The sequence below is a fragment of the Eubacterium aggregans genome, assembly GCF_900107815.1.
In the GTDB taxonomy this organism is placed as follows: domain Bacteria; phylum Bacillota; class Clostridia; order Eubacteriales; family Eubacteriaceae; genus Eubacterium_O; species Eubacterium_O aggregans.
This window is the reverse complement of sequence record NZ_FNRK01000030.1, coordinates 1-22,357: the sequence shown is the minus strand read 5'-3', so window position 1 is coordinate 22,357 and position 22,357 is coordinate 1. Positions and strand designations below refer to the sequence as shown.

The following is a 22,357-nucleotide window of genomic DNA, read 5'->3' as shown; positions in this document are numbered from 1 at the left end:
ACTGCCAGCAGAGGCAATCGAACATTTTAATCCTTTTTATAATACCCATAGGCTCGGTCAGGGAATACCGGCGGGCAAAACAGTGAAGATATCCAGACCATCATCGGCTATGGTCTGTGCCAGATACGTCTAAATCATTTGTGTCTTTGTTAGCATCCCATGGAAAGACGCTCTGCAAAGCATACCCGCTTAACTCCCAGCCACTGGGCACTCCCTGCAATGGTAATGCCAAAGAACAGAACCGGTACTGGTTGGTCCATATAATCGACAATGGTCCCGTTGCACAGCGTGCTTCCCGTGGCTAAGATCAAGTCACTGTCTTCAATAATCTCGGTTTTCATCCCTTCACCATCCTCCACCAACACCCCATAACGGATCTGCCCAATGGTCTCTGGATTTAAGTCTAACACCCTAACTCGGTAGCCACTGCTCACCAGCATCTCCAGTAGCGCCGGCTGATAGCCGACAAGGCCAATTCGCTTGGCCTCAGGATAATGTTCCCTAAGATAAGCCTGCATCTCTTTTGCGCAATATTCCGGCCCCTCCGTGCGACAATGGACCGTACCCATGCAATGACCAAGAGCACCCATGACAGCATTAACGGTGGCAATAAAAATCCCGCGGTTGTTGGCGTTCTCCAGGATATCGAAGGCCAAGATTTCAGAAAGTGATCCCGTAAAATGAGTGGGTGCCTCAGTAAAGGCCTGTCCATAGCCCCCCCTAAATTGTGCTTCAATCATGACATCCTTTCCCGTGATAATGGGGAAATCCTGGCGCCTGGTCGTCCCGATGGCCTCCTCTGGTGTCAGGGCCCGGCACGCCACCGTCACCGCCTCATCCCCGATTCCTGCCTCTGTCAGAACCTCCTGAAAGGCAGTCTTTAGCCTTTGATACAATTCTTTCTTTGTCATTTTACGCCTCCATTCCCATCCCCAGAAAAGCCTGCACCTCTGGAGACCAATTTTCTGTATAAAGCCCCTGACTTGGAACAATGCCGCAGAGGCGGCCCCCCAGCAGCACACCGATACGGTTTGCCAATACCTCTGCCTCGATAAAATCATGGGTTACAAACACCACCGCACAGCCAAAATCCTGCTGTATTTCCCGGAGCATCCTGTAGAAACCTTGTTTCGTCACAGGGTCCAGTGCTGAAAAGGGCTCATCCAAGAGGAGCAGGGGTGGCCTGGTAATCAGGGCCCGGGCCAGGGCCACCCGCTGTCCTTCCCCGCCACTGAGGGTTCCCGGGTACTGCCCAAGCACGTGGGTGATACCGAAGCGACTGGCAATTTCTTCAACCTGTTCCCTTATCTCCTTTTTTGACAGCCCCCTCATTTTAAGGCTGTAGCCGATATTCGCCTCTGCGGTAAGGTGTGGAAACAGGCTATAATCCTGATACAAATACCCAATATTTCGGGCGTGAAGTGGAATTTTTTGGATATCAACCCCTTTGTATCGGACGTCCCCGGAAGATGGCGTGGAAAAACCGGCAATGGTCTCAAGGATCATGGTTTTTCCTGCCCCAGTTTTCCCAATGATGGCCAAAATCTCTCCGGCATGGACCGTGAAGTGGATATCCTCCAGGCAAAAATCCCCTCGAGAGAGATTCAATCCCCGGACATCAACCAGCGGCTCCTTAGATTTCTCCATATCGTCCGCCCCATCCCTTTGATCCGGTAAGCGCATTCGCAATCGTTAGGGAAATGCCTGAGATTACCAAAAGGATGAAGGCACTGGCCAGGGCTGCACCCAGATCATTGGTGCTGACATTGAGATAAATACTAGCCGGTAATGTTTCTGTCTTCATGCGTGTAATGCCGACTAACATCAGCGTTGCCCCGAATTCCCCCAAGGCCCGGGACCAAACCAAAATAAAAGCAGAAATCAGCGCATTTTTACACAGGGGCAAAAGCACCGTGACAAAGCATTGCCCCGGCGTTGCCCCCAAAAGCCCTCCAACCCGCTCCAGCCTAGGGTCCACACCACTAAAGGCCGTCACCACCAGCTTGATGGCAAAGGGTAAATTAACGGCCAGCTGGGCCATAACAATGCCATTTTGATTAAACACCACCGGGAATCCCGCCTCCTTCAACGCCTTCCCCATTGGTGATGCAAAAATAATAAGGAGGCTCAGCCCTAAAACAATATATGGAAGGGACAGCGTCAGCTCTAAAATAACCTCTACCACCGGTCGAAGGGGAATGTGTATCCGCGTGAGGGCATAGCCTGTTGGAATGGCCAACACAAAACAAATCAGGCTGGATATGGACGCCGTCCGAATGCTTAGTCCAATGGCAAATAAAGTCTCGGCATCAAGGAGGCAGTCCCCTAAGCTAGAGGCCCCCCGAAGGGCAATGACAAGGACATTTCCCCCGATAAAAACAATGGATAGGAGGGTTGCCACTAAACAGATTCCTCGGAATCTCCAGGTCTTCAAGCGCCTCATTGCACAACGTCGTATCCAAAGGCGTTCCATATCCCGTGTGCTGTATCACTGACGAGAAATTCGCTAAAGGCATCTGCCGCCGGCGAATCCTCCTTAAAATTCAGGCGACCCGAGGAAACTACTTTAGTATAAGACAACATATCCGGAGTATCACAAATCGCCACGCCATCTACCTTGCAATTTTCCTTCCACACAATGGCGGCATCCGCTTCCCCCGCCGCGATGACAGTTGCCAATTGAGGAGCCGTTGTCGTCGTGGCTACAATATTAACCGCCTTTGCTATATTAAAATCAGCGAAGGCTTTTTTTGCAATTTTTCCAATGGGTGTAGATTCAGGGTCCCCAATAACCGTCGTAATGTTGGGCTTTCCTAAATCTTCAAGACCCGTGATCCCCTTGGGGTTCCCCGTTGCAACGGCCAATACCGGAATATGTTTGACGAGGTCAATGCTGGTGGATATATATTGGCTCACCGGCTGAAGCTCCTCTGCCGATCCTGCAATAAAGAAATCCCCTTCCTTTGATTCGCCGATTTGGGATTGAATCTGAGCAGCATTGGCAAAGGTGACGTTCATCTCACAGCCGGTTTCTTCCTTGAAGGCATCCGCAATCTTTTGGAAGGGCTCTTTCATTCCTGCCCCGCAGTAAATCAATAAGGATTGACCTGCTAAATCATTTTTTTTAGCCCTTTCCCCACTGCCACACCCGGACATGCCCAAGGCCAAGCAAACCGCCAACATCACCACCAAAAATTTTTTTTTCATAATACAAGCCTCCCGCTTTCTATTTTCAAGTTATTTTTAAAAATAACTCGATATTTTTATTGTAACATCATAATATTTTTTTTGCAACCGCTGATATTTGTTTATCATGTTTATTCAATTTAAGTATTCCAGCGTATCATAAGCACATTACATAACAGGAGGTCACCATGGTTAAGCAGCTTTCTGGCTCTATTCGGGAATTCAAACGGGATTCGATTCTATCTCCCCTCTTGGTCACCCTAGAGGCTGTCCTTGAGGCATTGGTCCCCTTCTTGATGGCAATCCTCATTGATACCGGGCTGAATCACGGTGATATCACTGCCATTATAACCTACGGTCTGGCCATGATACTCTCTGCCCTCATCGCTTTGCTCCTTGGTATTTTCTCAGGGCACATTGCCGCCCGGGCGGCTACGGGTTTTGCCCATAACTTGCGCCAGGATTTATGCCATCACATCCAAGGTTTTTCCTTTTATACGATCAACCGTTTTACCAATGCCAGCCTCATCACCCGAATGACCACTGATGTCACCAATGTTCAAAACACCTATATGCTCCTTATTCGGGTGCTGGTTCGCTCCCCCATGGTCTTTTTAGTTTGCCTGATACTCTGCCTGAATCTCAATTTTCAACTGGGTGCCCTCTTTTTAGGGCTATCCCCATTTATCATCCTCGGTATCTTCCTCATCATCCGACGGTCTTCGCCCCTTTTTACAACGGTCTACCAGAAATACGATCAGCTCAACCATCTGGTTCAGGAAAACCTCAATGCCATTGACGTGGTTAAATCCTTCGCCCAGGAGGATGCTGAAATTCACCGTTTTAAAAAAAATTCTCGAGAAATAACCCATTATTTTAGCCAAGCGAAGCATATCATGTCCTACAATACCCCCCTAATCCAATCCCTCATGTATTTCTGTACCATGGCCATTGCCTGGCTGGGTGCTCATTTTATTGTGGCTGGCAGCCTAAGCACGGGTGATTTGGCCAGCCTGATTATGTACACAGCCCAGATGATCACCAGCCTGACCAATATTTCTTCCGCCCTGGCTATCCTCACTATCGCTGGTACTTCGGCCAATCGCATCGCGGAGGTCCTTTCCGATGACAGCCAGCTGGCCGTAGCTGACCATCCAGCCCCCTTTACTGCTGATGGCTCCATCCGCTTTGAACACGTCAGCTTTAGCTATACCCAGGATCCTGAACGCATCAGCCTATCGGACATTGACTTCTCCGTCAATCCTGGTGAAGCCATTGGCATCATCGGCGAAACTGGCAGTGGCAAATCAACCCTGGTCCACCTGATTCCCCGCCTGTACGATGTCACCCAGGGTACCCTTCTGGTGGGGGGCACCGATGTGCGGCAGGTGGATTTAAAAGCCCTCCGGGAATCCATTGCCATTGTTCTTCAAAAAAACGTCCTCTTTTCTGGCACCATCAAAGAAAACTTGCTCTGGGGAAATTCCCAGGCCAGCGATGACGAGATTTCAAAAGTGTGTGACCTAGCCTGTGCCGACACGTTCATTGAGGCACTCCCCCTGGGGTACCATACCGTTCTCACACAAGGGGGCACCAATTTATCCGAGGGGCAGCGTCAGCGACTCTGTATTACCCGGGCTTTCCTGGGCAAACCCAAGATTTTGATTCTGGATGATGCCACAACTGCCCTGGACGATAATACCGATGCGGCCATCCAACAGGCTTTTCGCAGTTATCTGCCCAATACCACCAAATTCATCATCTCCCAACGCATTCGCTCCATTCAGGATACCGACCGTATCCTTGTCCTTAAAAACGGGAAGATGGATGCCCTGGGAACCCATAATGAGCTCTTGACCCATAATGCCGTTTACAGCCAGATGGTTGCCCAACAGCAAAGGAATTGCCATGAAACCTCATAAATCCTTCTCCTTTAAAACCCTCCGAAAAATGGACGGCCCCACCCTCCGACGACTTTTCGGTTATATTCGAAGGGAATATTGGGTCCGATTTATAGCCGTTATCCTTTAGCCGTTATCCTTTTAGTTACCATCAGTGCTATTACCAATGTGTTAAGTGCCCTCTATATCGGGGATGTCATCGACCATTACATCACTCCCCTTTTATCCCAGAGCACACCCAATTTTGGACCATTGCTCACCGCCACAGCCGTCATTGGCGGCATTTATTTCCTCGGCGTTTTCGCAACCCTCTACAGCGGACGTTTTATGGTCAAAATTACCCAGGGTATCATGCAAACCATCCGAGATGAACTTTTCACCCATATGGAGCATTTGCCCATGGCTTACTTTGACCGCCATCCCCGGGGAGATGTCATGAGTCACTACACTACCGATACCGATGCCCTCCGGGAAATGCTCTCCCAAAGCGTGATTGATGGGATTACCATGATCGTGACCATTGTTTTCGTTTTTTTATCCATGATCTTTATCAGCGTGCCATTAACCCTTCTTGTCCTTTTGACACTATTTCTCATTTTCTGGCTGAACCGAAGGATTGAAGGTGTCGGCAGCCGCTATTTTATCAAGCAGCAGGATTCCCTGGCCGATATTGATAGTGCTATTGAAGAAATGCTTCATGGTGAAATGATTATTAAGGTTTTTTGTCAGGAAGAGGCGGTGGAAAGGGCTTTTGCCAAGAAAAACGACGCACTTTTCAGGCAAAGCACCCTTGCCAATACCACTGGCAATTTCGTGGAACCCCTCATTGACAACGGGGTGAATATTCAGTATGCTCTGGTGGCCCTGGTGGGCGGATGCCTTATACTGACCGGGATCAGCCCCTTATCCCTGGGGGCTTTGGTAGCCTTTATTTCTTTGACCCATAAATTCCTCAGTCCAGTGGATGCTTTGGGTGAACAAATGAATGCCATGGTGACCGCCCTAGCTGGGGCCAAACGGATTTTTAATTTGATGGATGTTCCCCTTCAAGGGACAGGGGGTGCCCCCCTTAAACAGCCCGTCCAAGGTCATTTGGCGTTTAAGGACGTTTCCTTTAGCTATATTCCGGGACAGTCCGTTCTTTCCCATATCCATTTAACCATAGAAGGCGGCCAGAAAGTGGCCATCGTCGGCACCAGTGGTTCAGGAAAAAGCACCCTGATTAAACTCCTCAACCGATTTTATCCCGTTGTTCGAGGCAACATTAGCTGTGACGGTCAAAACCTAGCCGCCCTCCAGCTTGCACCGCTGCGACGCTCCATGGGGACCGTTCTCCAGGATACCCATCTTTTCTCTGGAACGGTTCGAGATAATATTCGATATAGTAACCCCACAGCCACCCAGACCGAGGTTGAAAATGCGGCCAAATTAGCCTGTGCCCATGATTTTATTACACGCCTTCCCCAGGGATACGACACCCCTTTAGACAGTACGGGATTACCCCTTTCCCTGGGACAGCGTCAGCTCCTGACCATTGCCCGGGCCCTGGCCACCCATCCACCCCTTTTGGTTCTGGATGACGCCACAGCCAGCGCCGATACCCTTACAGAAGCTCGAATCTGGGATAACTTACGCCAAAACATGGCAAAACAGACCCTCATTATTATTGCCAAGCGTCTGGACACGATTATGGATTCAGATATGATTTATGTGATGGATGGGGGGGAAATAGTTGAAATGGGAAACCACGGAGAATTAATGGCAAAAAAGGGCTTGTATTATACCCTTGTCATGAAAAATGGAAATACCGATGAAAATCCTTCTTGACTTTTTTTCAAAAAAAATGATATGATAATTCCAGCAATAAAACAATCGAATAGAACTTGATGCACGACACATGTTGTACCTTTGGTACGTAAATCTGATTACGGGACTTTAAAAACACCGGCGGAAATACGATCCTTAAACAATATGTGTCTTTTTTATTGCGAATTTCTAAAAGGAGTTTTTTTATGCCAAGAAATCAATTTCAACGGATGGTCTTTGCCTTTCTAACGGTCCTCGTCACGGTTCACGGCTATGTGTTCTACAGCCTTTATGTCATCAATGGGAGTACCCTCATGGCTGTGAATAACCAACCCAGCGTCCTTGCGGCCATTAACGCCCAGGGTGGGGTGTACATGTTCGGGCGAATGATGCCCATTTGGTCCCTTATTCTCATTGAGCTGTGCTGTGCCTTCTTTTTAGAGGTGGTAATGGGCAGTCCCTGTTCCTTTCGATTGGCCGCCAAGGTTTTTGATCCCCGAAAGGATCATCCCATGCTTTTTGAAACAGCCATCATCTGTGCAACGGTGGGCTTGATGTGCCCTGCCATGAGTTTTTTAGCAGCCTGGTTTTACTATCCCTACTACGAGGGATTTAACCTTCTGACCCTGCTGGCTAATTGGTTGAAACTGGTTTGCTTCAATTTCCCCTTTGCCTACTTCAGTCAGCTTTTCTTTATCCAGCCCCTTATTCGGACGGTTTTTAAATGGATTTTTCGACGGGATATTGAACAGCGGGAAGCCTTTGTCCCTGCATCGGAGTTAGAATCGGTTGACCTTCTCTCCTGAATGTGCTATTATACGAACAAATAAAACATTTTTCAAACATTCTATTGGAAATTGAGAAAAGAGGATTGTGATGCTGGACAATTTAAAACAAGAGGTCTACCAGGCCAATATGCTGCTGCCAAAATACGGATTAGTAACCTTTACCTGGGGCAATGTCTCTGGTTTTGATGCAGACAGCGGACTGGTGGCCATCAAACCCTCTGGCGTGGCCTACGATGCTTTAAAACCCGAGGATATGGTCATTGTTGATTTAGAGGGTCAAATTGTCGATGGTCAGCTGAAGCCTTCCTCCGATACGGATACACACCTTGAGATTTACCGAAACTTTAAGGGAATCCAGGGTGTGGTACACACCCATTCTCCCTGGGCCACCAGCTTTGCCCAGGCCGGACGCCCCATCGTGGCCTACGGCACCACCCATGCGGATTATTTCTCCGGGGATATCCCCTGCTCCCGGGATTTAACACCCGAGGAAATTCAGGGGGATTATGAGCGCAATACGGGCTCGGTTATTATCGAAACCTTTGAAAGCCTCAATCCCAGCTATATTCCAGGGGTCCTGATTAAAAGCCATGGTCCCTTTGCCTGGGGAACCGATGCCCAAAATGCGGTGCACAATGCCGTGGTTATGGAAGAGGTGGCTAAAATGGCCTACCACACAGAAATGATGATGGGAAGAGACCCCCAGCCCATGGCTGATGTTCTCCTGCAAAAGCATTTCTATCGCAAGCATGGTGACCATGCTTATTACGGACAATAAAGCCGAATAAAAGCCCTGAATCCACGCATCATGGTGGATTCAGAGCTTTTGATTTCTGTTCTAATTTTTATTCTAAAAAGGTCGCACACAACAGATTGGACCAAAGCACATCTGGGACAGGCACAGTCCGGTGCAGCATAGATTCATGGCCATGGCAGAGCCGCCATAACTTTGGGCCTGACGCTGATAGGCCTGGCCACCATTTTGAATCTGATCTAAAATTTGGTGGTATTCCCCATTTTCCGGTTCCATCTCCACCGCCCGGCCAGCATGTTCCATGGCGGTAATCCGGTTGCCTGTATTGTAATTGGCAATGGCGCTGAGGGCATACCATTGGGCCGTCCGATTTCTCACCTGATTCAGGAGCTGAAGGGCTTGGGCATACTGTCTCAGTTGGATTAAAAACTGGGCCATGGCCAGGGGATCCTGGGTGCCATAGCTGCCGTATTCCTGATATCCGCCACCGAATCCGCCAAAGCCACCGGCGCTTTGCCCTTGGCTGTAGCCTTCTTCTGAATAATGGTATTCCCGCTGCCGTGTGACCGGGTCCCCATTCTTAATCTGATCGAAGGCTTCATTCACTTCGCTCATCTTTTGAGCGGCCACCGGATCATTAGGATTTAAATCGGGATGATATTTTTTAGCCAAGCTTCGATAGGCCTTGGCAATCTCTTCTTCTGTGGCGTTTTCTGAAACGCCCAACACCTCATAGGGGTTCTTTGTCACTCTTTTTCACCTTTTTCTTTTTTGGCCCTCTGTTTCCCATGGCGCTCCTCAGGATGTGCCGAGGCATAGGGAATCCATACCCCTGAGTATAACACATTTTTGATAATGGTGTCATTGCGATTCGGAGGCAGTGCCCCATAGGCGGCGGTACAGTCTGACAACAGCATGCTCAGCAGCGCCACCGGTTCCAGCTTGGTAACGGCCATGAGGGGATTGTAACGCTCTTTCTTTAAGTCTTCCTTTAAATCCATCACCGCATCCATGATGTAAATGAAGCGGCCCAGAGCCTCTCCAAAAATCCGCAGCTCTGGGGCATTGGGAGAATCAGGGTCCATCACAAAGAGCTCTCCCATGATCCAACCAAAGACCGCAGCGGGTGCATCCGGGTTAGTTTCCCCTAGGCGCTCCATCTCTCCCATGGCCTTGAGCCCAGCCTCAATGGCCTGGCACTGCCTGTGCCAGCGGTTCGCTGCCCGGCGGTAAGCCCGACCAAAGAGCTTGGCCCCGCCCAGTCGTGTGATTTTACGATCGTCCACCCAGTCGTCCATACATTTATGCCAAGTGAGGGCAATATTCATATCTGCAGCGTAAGCCATGGCCGGACCCGTGATAAAGCCATGCCTTTTAGTGGGCTTCATCACACAGCGCTCAGCCCCAATGGCGCCCTCCTCCCCGTTAAGTCCATCTAAAAACAGGGCTAAAAAGGTCATATCATAGGACAGGGTGGTCCGGCAGTAGGCACCGTGTTCCACCCCTAGGCTGTGGCAAACCCCACAATAGTATTTTTCGTATTGGGCCTGGTCCTCTTCCGATAGGGCCTCCCGGTTGGCAACGACGTATCCAAACATGGCTCCTCCTCATCTGACGAGTGATCTTAAAGGCTAACCTCGTCCAAAATAACTTCCAGAGTGTCACTGTATTGGGTAATAGCAGCACTGTCCTTACTCTTAAGGGCCTTTCTCAAATCTTTTTCCGTGTCCTTAATCCGATTCTTTTCGACCTTCTTGGTTTTATCCAGTCCCTTCAGGGTTGTGGCTGCCTGATATAGCAGATTCTCCGCCCGGGCTTTCACCTCTGCGGCCTCCCGGATGGCATCGTCCTCCGCCCGGTAACGCTCGGCATCGTGGATGGCGTTGTCAATCTCATTGTCCGACAGGCCTTTGGCATTTTCGATGGTAATCTCCTGGGCCTTGCCCGTCCCTAAATCCTTGGCCGATACATTAACGATCCCGTTGGCATCAATATTAAAGGTCACCTCGATTTGGGGCACTCCCCGAGGCGCCCGCTTAATGCCTTTTAAAACAAATTTACCCAGACTTTTATTATCCTTGGCCATTTGCCGTTCCCCCTGGAGCACGTTGATCTCCACCTTGGTCTGGAAATTTTGGGCGGTGGAGAAAATCTGGCTTCTGGTAATGGGGATGGTGGTATTACGATCGATGAGACGGCTGCACACCCCACCCATGGTTTCAATGCCCAGGGATAAGGGCGTGACGTCCAATAGCAGCAGGCCGTTCACCTCACCGCCGAGGACCCAGCCCTGGATGGCAGCCCCCATGGCCACACACTCATCGGGGTTAATCCCCTTAAAGGGCTCCTTGCCCGTGTAATCCCGAACGGCTTGCTGTACCGCTGGAATCCGGGTGGATCCGCCTACCAGCAACACCCGGCTGATGTCGGTCAGTGCCAATCCCGAATCTGAAATGGCCTGCTTAAAGGGTGTCATGGTCCGTTCCACCAGGTCCGCCGTCAATTCCTCAAAACGGGCCCGGCTAAGGGAGATATCCATGTTTTTGGGCCCGCTGGCATCGGAGGTTAAAAAGGGCAGCATCACCTGGGTGGTTACGGTACTGGATAATTCAATCTTTGCCACCTCCGCCGCTTCCTTCACCCGCTGCATGGCAATGGGGTCCTGCTCCAGATTAATGCCCGTTTCCTCTTTAAACTTAGCGACTAGCTCCTTTAAGATTCGCGCATCAAAATCATCGCCCCCTAAGCGGTTGTCTCCGGCGGTGGCCAGCACCTCGATGACCCCGTCCCCAATGTTCAGGACTGAGATATCAAAGGTCCCACCACCTAAATCGTAGACCACGACCTTTTGATTTTGTTCCTTATCCATGCCATAGGCTAGGGCCGCCGCTGTGGGCTCATTGATAATCCGAAGGACATTGAGGCCGGCGATTTTCCCCGCATCCTTTGTCGCCTGGCGCTGGGCATCTGAGAAATAGGCGGGTACGGTGATGACGGCATCCGTGACTCGTTCCCCCAGGAAGCTTTCAGCCCCTTCCTTCAGGCTACCGAGAATCATGGCCGAAATTTCAGGGGGCGTATAGCCCCGTCCGCCGAGCTGGCGCTTTTCATCCGTTCCCATTTTTCGCTTAATGGACCGTACGGTTTCCTTGGGATTGGTCAGGGCCTGACGCTTGGCCGATTCCCCCACCAGCCGTTCGCCATCCTTGGTAAAGGCGACAATGGAAGGGGTGGTCCGCCGCCCCTCTCCCGTTGGTATAATGACGGTATCGCCCCCTTCCATCACCGCCACACAGGAGTTGGTGGTTCCCAGGTCGATTCCAATTACTTTACTCATTTTTGATTGCCTCCAATAATGTTCCATCTATTTTAATTCAATTAGGATATCAGAGGTTTTTAAACACAAGATTAACAAAATGGATTTATTTATTGGCAACCGCCATTTTAGCTGGTTTAAAGATTAACCTGAAAATCAAACGGGTGAGTGGCCCGCAATAAAACAATTGCCAGCACAGCGCCACGGGGAAGTTGAGTCCAAAGGTCTGAATCCATGTTCCCAGGCTGGGTTCCTTAAAGAGAAACGTTGCAATTAAACTCATGGTCGGGCACATGATGGCGCAGATGCAGATGGAAATGGCGTAGGTGATCAATGCCGGCCGATCATCGGGCCTCATCACGGAGAACGCCAGCTTTTGTGCGAGTTTCCCAACGATAAAGAATTTCAGTATAAAGGCAATGGGTACCATAATGGGTAGTTCGTATAAGGCATTTATAAAGGTGGCGTTGGTGACCCCTCCTGTGTTTAACGCAACATTGTACACGACCATTGCGTAGACCATGAGGGTTGCCATGATTAGTGTGAAAATAGCATCTTGAAATTTGTTTTTGGGCATGAAATTAAACTCCTTTGGGATTGTTTTAATGGTAGAGATTTTTGTTGGGTAGGGGGACGAAATATACACTCGTTCCACTAATCTTCTGTCTCGGTTTTAATCAGCCTTGCTGATTTCTCCAGACCAAGCAGCGGCTTGGTCTTCAAGCGGTGCTCCTTTTGGTCGCACCTTTCAGCTGCGCCGCGTGATGTAGAAAGCGCCAAGGCCTTTTTAAAAGTGTGCTTTTAACAGGCCTTATCACTTCCTACATCATACTTCTGTTAGCTTACGCGCAAAAAAAAGCGAGGCTCGAAACTTTCGTTTCGTGCCTCGCACTAACTACCATTAATTGTTTCTATCATACCATGGGCTTTTTATTGAAACAAGTGAAAATATCAAAATCAACCCCGATATTTCTCCTGGAAATCCTTGACCGCATCAAAGGCGGCTCCAGATAGGCCGTGGTATACCGCCTGCCAGGTTCGGTAAGCATCTTCATAGCGGGCGACATTTTCCGGGTCTGGCTCATACCGGCGGGTTACCTTTACCATATGCTTTGCGGCTTCTTCATAATCCTGATAAACACCAACCCCAACGGCCGCTACCATGGCGCAGCCCAATGCGGTGGCTTCCTCTACCGCGACGGTTTCGCAGGGACGATTGTAGATATCGGCCTGCATTTGGCACCAATAGTGGGAGCGGGCAACCCCACCTGTCAGCCGAACGGTGTTATAATCGGGTACGTTGCCCTCCACCATGGCATCCAGCATATCCCGGATATCATAACATATCCCTTCCATCACTGCACGGACCATATCGCTTCGGGTATGAGCAAAGGTCATCCCTACCAGGGTCCCCCGGGCATTGGCTTCGTAATTCGGGGTATTAGCACCTTGGAGATAGGGCAGGAAAAACACACCATTGGCACCAGGTGCCGATTTTTTTGCTTCTGTCGTCAGGAAATCATAGACCTCCATACCACAACTGGATGCCGCAATATCCTCGACCTTGCATATTTCATTTTTAAACCATTTAAAGGCAGATCCAGCGGCGTTGGATTGACCTTCCATCACATAGGCGCCATCAGGTGTTCCCAAAACATAGCATTTTCGCAAAGGATCTCTTAATATATTCCGAGATTTTCCGGCGGTGATCCCTGCAGTCCCGCCACAGGCATAGCCGATGCCTTCGGAGGTACAGCCACAGCCAATACATCCAGACTGCTGGTCACCAGTACCCATGACCAGCGGCGTCCCCACGGCAAGTCCCGTTTTTTTCGAAACATCCTCGGTGACATATCCGATAATCTCCCCTGTCTTTTTGAGTGGTGCTAATTTATTGATATCCACTCCAAAGACTTCACAAAGCTTCGGACTGTATTCAAAGTCTTCCCCATTGAGCTGAAGCCAAGGGGTATCATTGATATCATCGTAATAGTCCTCTGCCCCAAAGGCTTTTGTCAAAAGGCCCATCATGGTATGAATTCGAACAGCCTTTTCGTAGGCTTCAGGCTGATGCTTCTTTACCCACTGTAGCTTTCCCGATGGGTTGACACCCCCCAAGGGCATCCCGCACATATCGTATAAATCATCTGGAGTCATCCCATTATTTTTTAACTGAGCTTCCATATCCAGCAACATTTCAGCACTGCGCAGATCCTGCCAAATGATAATTGGGGTCGTAAAGCCGCCCTGGGCATCTCGGGTCACCATGGTGCAGCGAAACATATCAAAGCTCACTGCAGCAATTTCTTCAGGATCCACACCGCTATTACGGATAGCTTCTCGGCAGGTTTCATACAAGGTCTCAATCATTGCCGGTCCATCACACTCCACCCGCCCTACAGCCGGGTAAGTGAGTGGATTCATTTTTTGCCCATACCCCATGGCAGTTCCTTCAAAGTCAAAAACAACGGTTTTACTGCTGGTCGTTCCACAGTCCACACCAACCACATATTTCTTTTCTTTCATCATAACCCTCTCATACTTATTATTCATGAAACCCCAATTTCCTTTGTGGCAATTATGGAAACCCCCGTTCCCGCCACATTTTCCAAAATGATTTGTCCGATGCTTACCGGCGCCTGGACACAGAGTCCCTTTAGGGCCCAGACACAATTTTCAACTTCTCCCTTGGGGATATCTGATGCTGTCTTCACCGATACCATGGCGAGTTCCCCACCATCCACTTTGACGGTTGAGGTAACGATACGCATCGGGCTTATGACCTCCTTCCTGGCATATTTTTCTCCCCGGGCACAGGTATTGCCCTCCACCGCTGTCACCACACCCGCTTCAATGGTTGCTGTAATCTGGCAGCCCATGGGGCAGCTAATGCACGTAATGGTCTTTTTCACAATAATGCCCCCTTTCTACTCCTCGATTTCCAACCGAATTTCTTTGACATCGGCCTTCTTACCCAAATCTGCTTGGGTCAGTACAATTTCTTCCATTTCACCAGGTGCCATAATTCGGCGTTTCTTATGCTTGATGGGCACACCATCTGCAGTGACGATGATGCTTTGATCCTTGAAAATCTGTCGCACTCTGAACCGAATCTTCACAGGGTCCGGTGCTCTTTCCGGATCGATGGTGCTTGGCACAGTGTAGCCAATCCCCACACCATGAACCACCTGGATCTGTTTTTCAGGATTCTCCCCAGGTAATTTCCCTAAAATATACTGAGCGGCATTACACCCTGCCTGGGCTGCTTCTTCTGATACAAAATCCACTAAATCATGGACATGAAGCACATTGCCGCAGGCAAACACGCCGGGGACATTGGTTTCAAAGCATTCATCCACTATGGGGCCACTGGTCACCCGGTTGAGTGCTACCCCAATTTTTTCAGACAGCTCATTCTCCGGGATTAACCCAACGGATAAGAGGAGTGTGTCGCAATCATAATCTATTTCTGTCCCAGGAATGGGCTTTCGGTCCGGCCCAACTTTTGCAATGGTTACCCCTTCAACCCGTTCCCGACCACGGATATCGATAACGGTGTGGCTTAACTTAAGGGGAATATCAAAATCATCCAAACACTGAACGATATTCCGCTTCAAACCTCCGGAATAGGGCATCAATTCTGCAACCACCTGGACTTCCGCGCCCTCCAGGGTCATGCGTCTGGCCATAATCAAGCCAATATCCCCAGACCCCAGGATGGCCACCTTTTTCCCGGGCATAAATCCCTCCATATTGACCAGGCGCTGGGCAGTACCCGCAGTATAGATTCCTGCCGGACGATACCCCGGGATATTCAAGGCCCCTCTGGGACGTTCCCGGCAGCCCATGGCTAAAATAATGGCATCCCCTTGGATTTCCATGAGGCCCTGGGTTTTATTCATACACGTAACCACCCGGTCTCCATTAATATCCATAACCATCGTGTGAAGCATGATCTCAATTTCCCGATCCGCCACCATATCCATATAGCGCCTGGCGTATTCAGGACCAGTGAGCTCCTCTTTAAAGGTGTGGAGGCCAAAACCATTATGAATGCATTGATTGAGAATTCCCCCCAGCCGGTCATCCCGTTCAATAATGAGGATATCTGCGATTCCCGCATCCCGGGCTGCAGCCGCAGCAGCCAATCCCGCTGGACCCCCACCGATAATAATCATTTGTCTTTTTTCCATGGCATCCCCCTATAGCTCCTTATTTTTCCCAACCAACAAGGTGGATTGCCCACCCTTCTTTGTAATCTTAGTCATGGGGATTCCTGTTTCCCGGGAAAGGATTTCCATGGTCTTTGGCGTGCAGAAGCCAGCCTGGCACCGCCCCATCCCTGCCCGGGTCCGCCGTTTGATGGAATCCATGGAACGTGCCCCCAGGGGACGATTAATGGCCTCCATGATTTCTCCCTCGGTCACCATTTCACAGCGGCAGATGATTTGCCCAAAGGCAGGGTTTTCTTTGATTTTTTCGATCTGCTCTTCCTTTGTCAACTGATTAAAATGGGTAACGCCCCTTCGTGTCGAAATGAAATTTTCCTTTTCCTCCAGGAACATTCTTTTGGAAATCAGCTCTGCCAGCATCACCCCAATGGCCGGGGAGCTGGTAAGACCCGGTGATTCAATGCCAGCGGCATCAAAGAAATAAGGCGCATCTGGCACTTCCTCCACAATGAATTCGTGATTGTCTTCATGGGCACGGAGTCCTGCAAAGGAAGTGATAATCTTATTCAAGGGCAAATCCAGCTTGCACAAATGGGCTGTTTCAGCCTTTTCCACCAGATTATCCAGTATGGATGCCGTCGTACATAAATCCTCTTTATCCTCAACATCATTAGCCGTCGGCCCCACATAAAGATTGCCATGGATGGTGGGTGCCGTTAGAATGCCCTTCCCCATTTTTCCTGGAAGGGGGAATACCGACGCCTTAAAGACATCTCCCAGGGCTTTGTCAAAAAGAAGATATTCGCCCTTTCTCGCCGTAATATGGATTTTCTTGGTGCTCACCATATTATGGAATCGGTCAGCGTACACCCCAGCGGCATTGACAATGGCCTTTGTTTCAATGGGGCCATTGTTCGTTTCGATACGGTAACCCCCATCAATGGGCTGGATGGACAGGGCTTCCGTCTCAAAACGAAATGCCACACCGTTGACGTTGGCATTTTCCCCCATGGCAATGGCCAGATTAAAGGGACAGATAATGCCGCCAGTGGGGGCGTATAACGCCGCGACGGTTTTATCCGTAAGATTCGGCTCCATGGCTAAAACCTCATCGCGCTCTAAAATACGGACGCCAGGCACGCCATTGGCCTGAGCCTGAGCTAATAATACATCCAGCTTCCCACGGTCTTCTGGATCGGTACAGACCACCAACGCCCCATTTTGTTTTACAGGGAAGTCTAATTCCTTTGCTCGCTCCCACATCAGACGATTTCCCTCAACATTTAGCTTAGCCATGAGGGTTCCCGGCTTTGCATCGAACCCCGAGTGAATCACCCCACTATTTCCCTTGGATGTTCCCGAGGCGACATCATCGCCCTTTTCAATGACACAAATCGCCGCATCGTATTTTGATAACTCCCTGGCGATACAGCATCCGGTTACACCCGCTCCAATAATGACGATGTCAACCATTTTATGACACTCCTCTCTTTAATCACTTATCGATGTAATCATTTTATATGAATTCGATTTTTAAGAACATATGGAAATTAATTTCAATAATTTATCGATTATTCTTGGGATTTTTAAGCCGTTTCAAAAGATCTTTTATCTCGATGGAACGCTTTTGCTCCCATGTTATTCGCCTATTTAAGGGTCTTCTAGACTTTACAACCATTCCTTTTTAATATTGCAACTATTCTCAATATATCTATCGAAATTATTTTCAATATATCTTTTTTTCTTGGAAATCTTATAATGGAGCCATAGACAGAGACGGACATTCGGCCTAGGATTCATTTAAAAAGGAGAGAATTATGTTTATTGATCCCATTGCTGTGCAGTATCCTGAAAATCTCGAAAAAGATCATTTTGTGATTGCAACTTATTATTGTGCAACGAAGCCTGGCACCAACGCTTTAAAATTTGGCGCGGCCCTGGCCATCGAACAGACCTGCGGGACTTGGCTCAAGGTTCCCGGCGAAACGGAAGAGGTACGTAACCGCAGTATTGGTCGGGTTGTCGGCGTCTACGAAACCCCTGCTTATCAAATCGGCATTCCAGATGATGTCACGGAACGCCACTTCATTATCCGCATTGCCTTCCCCTGTACCAACTTCGGACCGTCCTTTGCCATGATGCTCAGCTCCGTCATCGGTAATATTTCCAGCTCCGGGAAGGTTAAGCTTCTGGATCTGGAATTCCCGGAAAGCTTCCTCGGTGAGTTTAAGGGCCCAAAATTTGGCGTCCAGGGCATCCGGGATCTTTTAGGTGTCCAGGATCGTCCCCTTTTAAACAATATGATTAAGCCCTGTACGGGGCTCGATCCCAAGGAAACTGCCAAACTGGCCTATGAAGCCGCGGTTGGTGGTGTGGATATTATCAAAGATGACGAGCTGGTGGCCAATCCTCCCCATTGCCCACTGACGGAACGGGTAAAATATGTGATGGAAGCTATCACCAAAGCCGATGCGGTAAAGGGTGAAAAAACCCTTTACGCCTTCAACATCACCGACCGAACAGAAAAGCTAAAGGAAAATGCTTATAGAGCCATTGAACTGGGAGCCAACAGTCTGATGGTCAATTACAACACCATCGGTTTGGATGCTTCCCGAATGCTGGCGGAAGATCCTGAAATCAACGTGCCGATTCTGGCTCACTCTGATTATACCGGTGCAGTTTATGAATCCCCCTGGTCCGGTATGAGTGCAGCCCTCATCGGCGCTACCCTACCCCGTATGGCTGGTCTGGACATGGTTATCGTCCTGACTCCCTACGGCAAGTTCCCTATGCAGATGGATACCTTCATCGGAGCTGGTTACAAGATGCTCCAGCCCCTCGGCAACATCCGCCCCGTATTCCCCATGCCCGGTGGCGGCACCACTCAGGGCCACATTGAGGATGTCATCAAGAAATTCGGCAACGATGTGATCATCGCCGCTGGCGGTGCCATCCACGGCCATCCCATGGGACCAGCCGCCGGAGCTCGGGCTTTCCGTCAGGGAATCGATGAAGTCCTGGCTGGAAAGACCCTGGCTCAAGCCGGTAAAATCCATAAGGAATTGGGCATTGCCCTGGATGCATGGGGCATCTACGAAGAAGCAAAAGGCGGTATCTTTGACCTGAAGGGCTAATTCTCCATCAATATTATTCCCCCCTCAAATACAAAACCTCCAGAAGACAAAAATCTTCTGGAGGTTTTTGCGCGTAGCGCCCTAAATTATGTTAAAGTAAAGCCATACTAAGGTTGGAGGACAAAAATGCGTAGTGAAGTTTATAATCAATCCATTTGTCTCATGAACGAAGTCGTTTATTATTATTATTTACAGAAAAATACAATGGTTGAAATCTCTGAAAAGTTAAGCATTTCAAAATCCACCGTTTCCCGACTGCTAAAACGCGCAGAGGAAGAGAACGTCATTTCCTTTCAAATGGCACCAGATCCCTTGGAATGTATTCATCTTGAACAGACGATTTCAGAACGTTTTCATTTGGATACCGTGCTGGTTACCCCTGTAAATCTAACCACTGGTCCCATTTCTCCTGACAGCATTAAAAAGCAGGTGGCCCTAGAAGGTGCCCGGTATTTACAGCGCATCATCACTGACGATGATATTATCGGTTTTACCTGGGGCGGCACCATGTACCACCTGATCCAGTACCTGAATCCCTGCCGAAGAAAAGGGGCTAAAATCATTACCCTTCACGGTAGCATCGCTAACTGCAATCCGAAGTTTGCAGTAGACACCCTTGTAAAGCGGGCGGCCATGGCATTTGGCGGTAAAAACATCTCATTATGCCGCAATGGACTCCTGAATGCTCAGGAGATGGCGAAGCTTGTGGAAAGTGATTATTATCATCAAATCCAGCATATTTTCAACCATATCGATATTACCATCAGCGGCGTGGGTGCCCTTTATCCGGATATTATCACCCCTTTGGCAACCACCGATTATCTGACCCCTTCCGAATTGAAGGAGCTAACGGATCAAGGTGCCTATTGTGATTTACTCCTGCGCTTTATCGACCGTAATGGCCAGGAATGTAATACCAGCATGAAGGATAGAACCTATTCCATCGACATTGAAACCTATAAAAAAATCCCCAAAAAGGTTATTGTAGCCTCAGGCCGCGAGAAGGCAAGTTCATTACTCGCCTTAATAAATGGGGATCTTTTAAATGTACTGATTATCGATCAGATCTTGGCCAAAGCCCTCCTATCCTGGAGCAACACCACCCTTGCATAACCCCCTTTATTAATCCACGTTCACCTGGCTCTGGATAATTTCTCCAGTGCTATAATCTATGTCATATTCGTACTCATGACCACCTGCTTTAAAATCAACTTCGTATACCCGTCGCCCATTTTCAGTGCCAGTTTCTACCTTGAGCTCATAGGTGTCGGATTCCTTTACCCCAGCCTTTGTGAGGGCCATTTCTTTAGCCTTTTCTGCCGTGATGTCGGTCGCATTATCATTGCCTGTTGGTGTTGCTTGGGACGTAACCGTGGGTGTTGTACTCACGGTGGGAGTAGAATTGGTGGCCATTTTTCCACCACAGCCGGATAATATCAACATCCCACCAATAAGCAATACAGCGAATGCATCGTTTCGTTTCATCTAAAAGCCTCCATTTTTTCTTTATGGTACATCATTTTTCTTTAGGCGACAAGGCTTTCCACAACATCATTAGTGTTTTTCCATAATCCCTTGTATCTATTTTGTCAAAAAATCGTCACTTTTCGCGCCTCAACTTGAATGCTTAAGGATAATCTGATATAATGCAGTCAACAAATAGTTGTACTTCATTTGTAATTTCATGAAAGGAGATCCCTACTATGTCTGATTCTACTGGTTATGCAGCATTATTTGGACTGATTATGTCCTTTGCGGTTGTTTTTATCGTTATTGGTATTGTTCTTTATGTATTTACTGCCCTTGCCCTTTATACGATGGCAAAAAATAAGGGAATTGAATACGCTTGGCTGGCTTGGATTCCCGTTGCCAATGGTTATGTCATGGGCGAAGTCATGGACGACAAGGTGGCCATTGGAAGTAGTGTTATTCCTTATGCCAAATGGATTCTGCTTTTGGGCTCCATCGTCACTGGACTGTTGGCAATGATTCCTTACATCGGATGGATTTTCTCAATTCTGTGTCTTGTGTACTACTATTGTGCAATTTATCGGCTTTACAAACTGTATAAGCCGGATAACGCAGTGCTTTATCTCGTTTTAAGCATTATCTTTGGTATTACCATGCCATTCTTCATGTTCTCCATGCGGAATAATACACCCCAGGAATATTTAAATTAATTCGATTCATCGAAAGGAAGTGTCTTTATGGACTCTGCTTCACTTGCAGCCGCAATCCTTGCACTCGGCGCTGTTTTAGTTATTTTTGGTATTTTTGCACTCATTGCTTATATTTTCATGGCCCTGGCACTGTACACCATGGCTAAAAACAAAGGAATTGACCACGCTTGGCTGGCTTGGATTCCCATTGTCAATAATTATCTTTTTGGTGAACTCATTGATGATGTCGTCCCCATTGCCTCCCTTAAGATTCCCTATGCAAAATGGGGCCTTCTTATTTCACCCATCGTGGTTTGTCTCTTAAGCACCATCAACACCCAGAACGGGTTTGTGAGCTTCATCATTTGGTTAGTCGCCGTTATTTATGCGGTCTACACCTTTGCCGCTCAATTCCGCCTGTTCAAACTCTACAAGCCAGAAAGTGCTGTTCTATTCTTAGTGCTTTCCATTATCTTCTCCTGGGTTGTCATTTTAATCCCCATCTTTATGTTCATCATGCGTAATAATACGCCGGTGGAATATTTAGAAGATTCCCAGGCTGTTTAAAGAGAAAGAAAAATCTGTTAGCTAACGCAAAAATCCCTGTTCCATTTCTGGTTCAGGGATTTTTTTCTTCTTAGGCCATCAACACTTCCGCCGCTTCCCTCAGGGTCGTGGTTTCCCCCACATTCCCCGGGAAGATGACATAGGGCGTCAGGGGGAATTTACTTTCCGCCCCGGTTTGCCACACGGGAATCCCTGGTTTGATCTGGCCGAGGACATTGGCTTTTTTCACTGCCAGGGCCTTGGTGCCCACATCCGAAGAGGTGATCCCGCCCTTGGCGATGACAAAGCTGGGGACCACGCTCAGGCGGCCCACTAAGGATTGGACGGCATCGGAAATCCGGACGGATAGCCGCAGGTCGTCTTCTTTATCCCCGGTATCGGCGGTGATAAGCTTCCGGGTGGTGTACACACACACTGTTTTCCCAGCTCGAATGGCGGCTTCTTCAAGTTCCAGGCAGCGGTTAACTTCCTGGGCAAAGGCGGCTTCATCGGCCACTAAGGTAGCGTCCAGCTCGACGAAGACGATATTGGGATTTTCCTTTAAGGCGTCCACCTGTTGGCTGGTTTTTTCGGT

At 48.8% G+C, this 22,357-nt stretch carries 22 protein-coding genes; 8 read left to right on the top strand and 14 right to left on the bottom strand.

Annotated elements, in window-relative coordinates; translation table 11 throughout:
• Positions 1 to 149: 149 nt before the first annotated feature.
• The 4 genes from BLW33_RS12535 to modA are packed head-to-tail and all read right to left on the bottom strand — an operon-like array spanning position 150 to position 3,207.
• A complete protein-coding gene (locus BLW33_RS12535; RefSeq protein ID WP_090309441.1) occupies positions 150 to 911 on the bottom strand; it encodes a Rossmann-like domain-containing protein in 762 nt (253 codons plus the stop codon).
• A gap of 1 nt (position 912) precedes the next feature.
• Positions 913 to 1,647, bottom strand: a complete 735-nt coding sequence (locus tag BLW33_RS12530; protein ID WP_090309438.1) for an ATP-binding cassette domain-containing protein — start codon at positions 1,645 to 1,647, stop codon at positions 913 to 915.
• Positions 1,634 to 2,443 carry an ABC transporter permease gene (locus BLW33_RS12525; RefSeq protein WP_090309437.1) on the bottom strand — a complete coding sequence of 270 codons (810 nt, stop codon included), beginning with the start codon at positions 2,441 to 2,443 and terminating at the stop codon, positions 1,634 to 1,636. The genes BLW33_RS12530 and BLW33_RS12525 overlap by 14 nt, the downstream gene beginning before the upstream one ends.
• Positions 2,440 to 3,207 carry a molybdate ABC transporter substrate-binding protein gene (modA, locus tag BLW33_RS12520; RefSeq protein ID WP_090309434.1) on the bottom strand — a complete coding sequence of 256 codons (768 nt, stop codon included), beginning with the start codon at positions 3,205 to 3,207 and terminating at the stop codon, positions 2,440 to 2,442. The genes BLW33_RS12525 and modA overlap by 4 nt, the downstream gene beginning before the upstream one ends.
• A gap of 167 nt (positions 3,208 to 3,374) precedes the next feature.
• On the opposite strand from modA, the gene BLW33_RS12515 reads away from it, so the two are divergent.
• The 4 genes from BLW33_RS12515 to BLW33_RS12500 all read left to right on the top strand — a co-directional run bounded on the left by BLW33_RS12515 (position 3,375) and on the right by BLW33_RS12500 (position 8,459).
• Complete coding sequence (locus BLW33_RS12515) at positions 3,375 to 5,108, top strand: ABC transporter ATP-binding protein (protein WP_090309432.1); 1,734 nt, start codon at positions 3,375 to 3,377, stop codon at positions 5,106 to 5,108.
• A gap of 78 nt (positions 5,109 to 5,186) precedes the next feature.
• Positions 5,187 to 6,914 carry an ABC transporter ATP-binding protein gene (locus BLW33_RS12510; RefSeq protein ID WP_090309429.1) on the top strand — a complete coding sequence of 576 codons (1,728 nt, stop codon included), beginning with the start codon at positions 5,187 to 5,189 and terminating at the stop codon, positions 6,912 to 6,914.
• 185 nt (positions 6,915 to 7,099) lie between these two features.
• Positions 7,100 to 7,699: a DUF2798 domain-containing protein gene (locus tag BLW33_RS12505; protein WP_242911677.1), complete on the top strand. Its 600-nt coding sequence runs from the start codon at positions 7,100 to 7,102 to the stop codon at positions 7,697 to 7,699.
• Between the two features lie 70 nt (positions 7,700 to 7,769).
• Positions 7,770 to 8,459: an L-ribulose-5-phosphate 4-epimerase gene (locus tag BLW33_RS12500; protein WP_090309426.1), complete on the top strand. Its 690-nt coding sequence runs from the start codon at positions 7,770 to 7,772 to the stop codon at positions 8,457 to 8,459.
• A 72-nt stretch (positions 8,460 to 8,531) separates the two neighbouring features.
• Here BLW33_RS12500 and BLW33_RS12495 read toward each other — a convergent pair whose 3' ends face one another.
• The 8 genes from BLW33_RS12495 to BLW33_RS12460 all read right to left on the bottom strand — a co-directional run bounded on the left by BLW33_RS12495 (position 8,532) and on the right by BLW33_RS12460 (position 17,396).
• Positions 8,532 to 9,185, bottom strand: coding sequence for a J domain-containing protein (locus BLW33_RS12495; protein WP_090309425.1), 654 nt, complete (start codon positions 9,183 to 9,185; stop codon positions 8,532 to 8,534).
• Positions 9,182 to 10,033 carry a DUF5685 family protein gene (locus BLW33_RS12490; protein ID WP_090309422.1) on the bottom strand — a complete coding sequence of 284 codons (852 nt, stop codon included), beginning with the start codon at positions 10,031 to 10,033 and terminating at the stop codon, positions 9,182 to 9,184. Before BLW33_RS12490 ends, BLW33_RS12495 begins: the two co-directional genes overlap by 4 nt.
• A 26-nt stretch (positions 10,034 to 10,059) precedes the next feature.
• Positions 10,060 to 11,772, bottom strand: a complete 1,713-nt coding sequence (gene dnaK, locus BLW33_RS12485) for a molecular chaperone DnaK (protein WP_090309420.1) — start codon at positions 11,770 to 11,772, stop codon at positions 10,060 to 10,062.
• 85 nt (positions 11,773 to 11,857) lie between these two features.
• Positions 11,858 to 12,328 carry a DUF2798 domain-containing protein gene (locus tag BLW33_RS12480; protein WP_090309417.1) on the bottom strand — a complete coding sequence of 157 codons (471 nt, stop codon included), beginning with the start codon at positions 12,326 to 12,328 and terminating at the stop codon, positions 11,858 to 11,860.
• 380 nt (positions 12,329 to 12,708) lie between these two features.
• The gene (locus BLW33_RS12475; protein ID WP_242911676.1) at positions 12,709 to 14,280 is read right to left on the bottom strand and encodes an FGGY-family carbohydrate kinase; all 1,572 of its coding nucleotides are present in this window, start codon (positions 14,278 to 14,280) and stop codon (positions 12,709 to 12,711) included.
• A gap of 20 nt (positions 14,281 to 14,300) precedes the next feature.
• Complete coding sequence (locus BLW33_RS12470) at positions 14,301 to 14,630, bottom strand: DUF1667 domain-containing protein (protein ID WP_410173266.1); 330 nt, start codon at positions 14,628 to 14,630, stop codon at positions 14,301 to 14,303.
• 48 nt (positions 14,631 to 14,678) lie between these two features.
• Positions 14,679 to 15,944: an NAD(P)/FAD-dependent oxidoreductase gene (locus BLW33_RS12465; protein ID WP_090309411.1), complete on the bottom strand. Its 1,266-nt coding sequence runs from the start codon at positions 15,942 to 15,944 to the stop codon at positions 14,679 to 14,681.
• Positions 15,945 to 15,953: 9 nt separating this feature from the next.
• Positions 15,954 to 17,396 (bottom strand): NAD(P)/FAD-dependent oxidoreductase, encoded by a 1,443-nt coding sequence (locus BLW33_RS12460; RefSeq protein WP_090309409.1) that lies wholly within the window; start codon positions 17,394 to 17,396, stop codon positions 15,954 to 15,956.
• Between the two features lie 344 nt (positions 17,397 to 17,740).
• On the opposite strand from BLW33_RS12460, the gene BLW33_RS12455 reads away from it, so the two are divergent.
• Both BLW33_RS12455 and BLW33_RS12450 read left to right on the top strand, forming a co-directional pair.
• Positions 17,741 to 19,057 carry a RuBisCO large subunit C-terminal-like domain-containing protein gene (locus tag BLW33_RS12455; protein WP_090309406.1) on the top strand — a complete coding sequence of 439 codons (1,317 nt, stop codon included), beginning with the start codon at positions 17,741 to 17,743 and terminating at the stop codon, positions 19,055 to 19,057.
• 126 nt (positions 19,058 to 19,183) lie between these two features.
• On the top strand, positions 19,184 to 20,170 hold the full coding sequence (locus BLW33_RS12450; RefSeq protein ID WP_090309403.1) for a sugar-binding transcriptional regulator: 987 nt from the start codon (positions 19,184 to 19,186) through the stop codon (positions 20,168 to 20,170).
• Between the two features lie 9 nt (positions 20,171 to 20,179).
• On the opposite strand, the gene BLW33_RS12445 is transcribed toward BLW33_RS12450, so the two are convergent.
• A complete protein-coding gene (locus BLW33_RS12445; RefSeq protein WP_090309401.1) occupies positions 20,180 to 20,542 on the bottom strand; it encodes a PepSY domain-containing protein in 363 nt (120 codons plus the stop codon).
• A gap of 218 nt (positions 20,543 to 20,760) precedes the next feature.
• Here BLW33_RS12445 and BLW33_RS12440 point away from each other — a divergent pair, with 218 nt between their 5' ends.
• Positions 20,761 to 21,237 (top strand): hypothetical protein, encoded by a 477-nt coding sequence (locus tag BLW33_RS12440; protein ID WP_090309397.1) that lies wholly within the window; start codon positions 20,761 to 20,763, stop codon positions 21,235 to 21,237.
• A 27-nt stretch (positions 21,238 to 21,264) separates the two neighbouring features.
• On the top strand, positions 21,265 to 21,783 hold the full coding sequence (locus BLW33_RS12435) for a hypothetical protein (protein ID WP_090309395.1): 519 nt from the start codon (positions 21,265 to 21,267) through the stop codon (positions 21,781 to 21,783).
• Between the two features lie 70 nt (positions 21,784 to 21,853).
• On the opposite strand, the gene BLW33_RS12430 is transcribed toward BLW33_RS12435, so the two are convergent.
• Positions 21,854 to 22,357 (bottom strand): nucleotide-binding domain containing protein (locus BLW33_RS12430; RefSeq protein ID WP_278286205.1); only part of this gene is annotated, 504 nt, incomplete at its 5' end.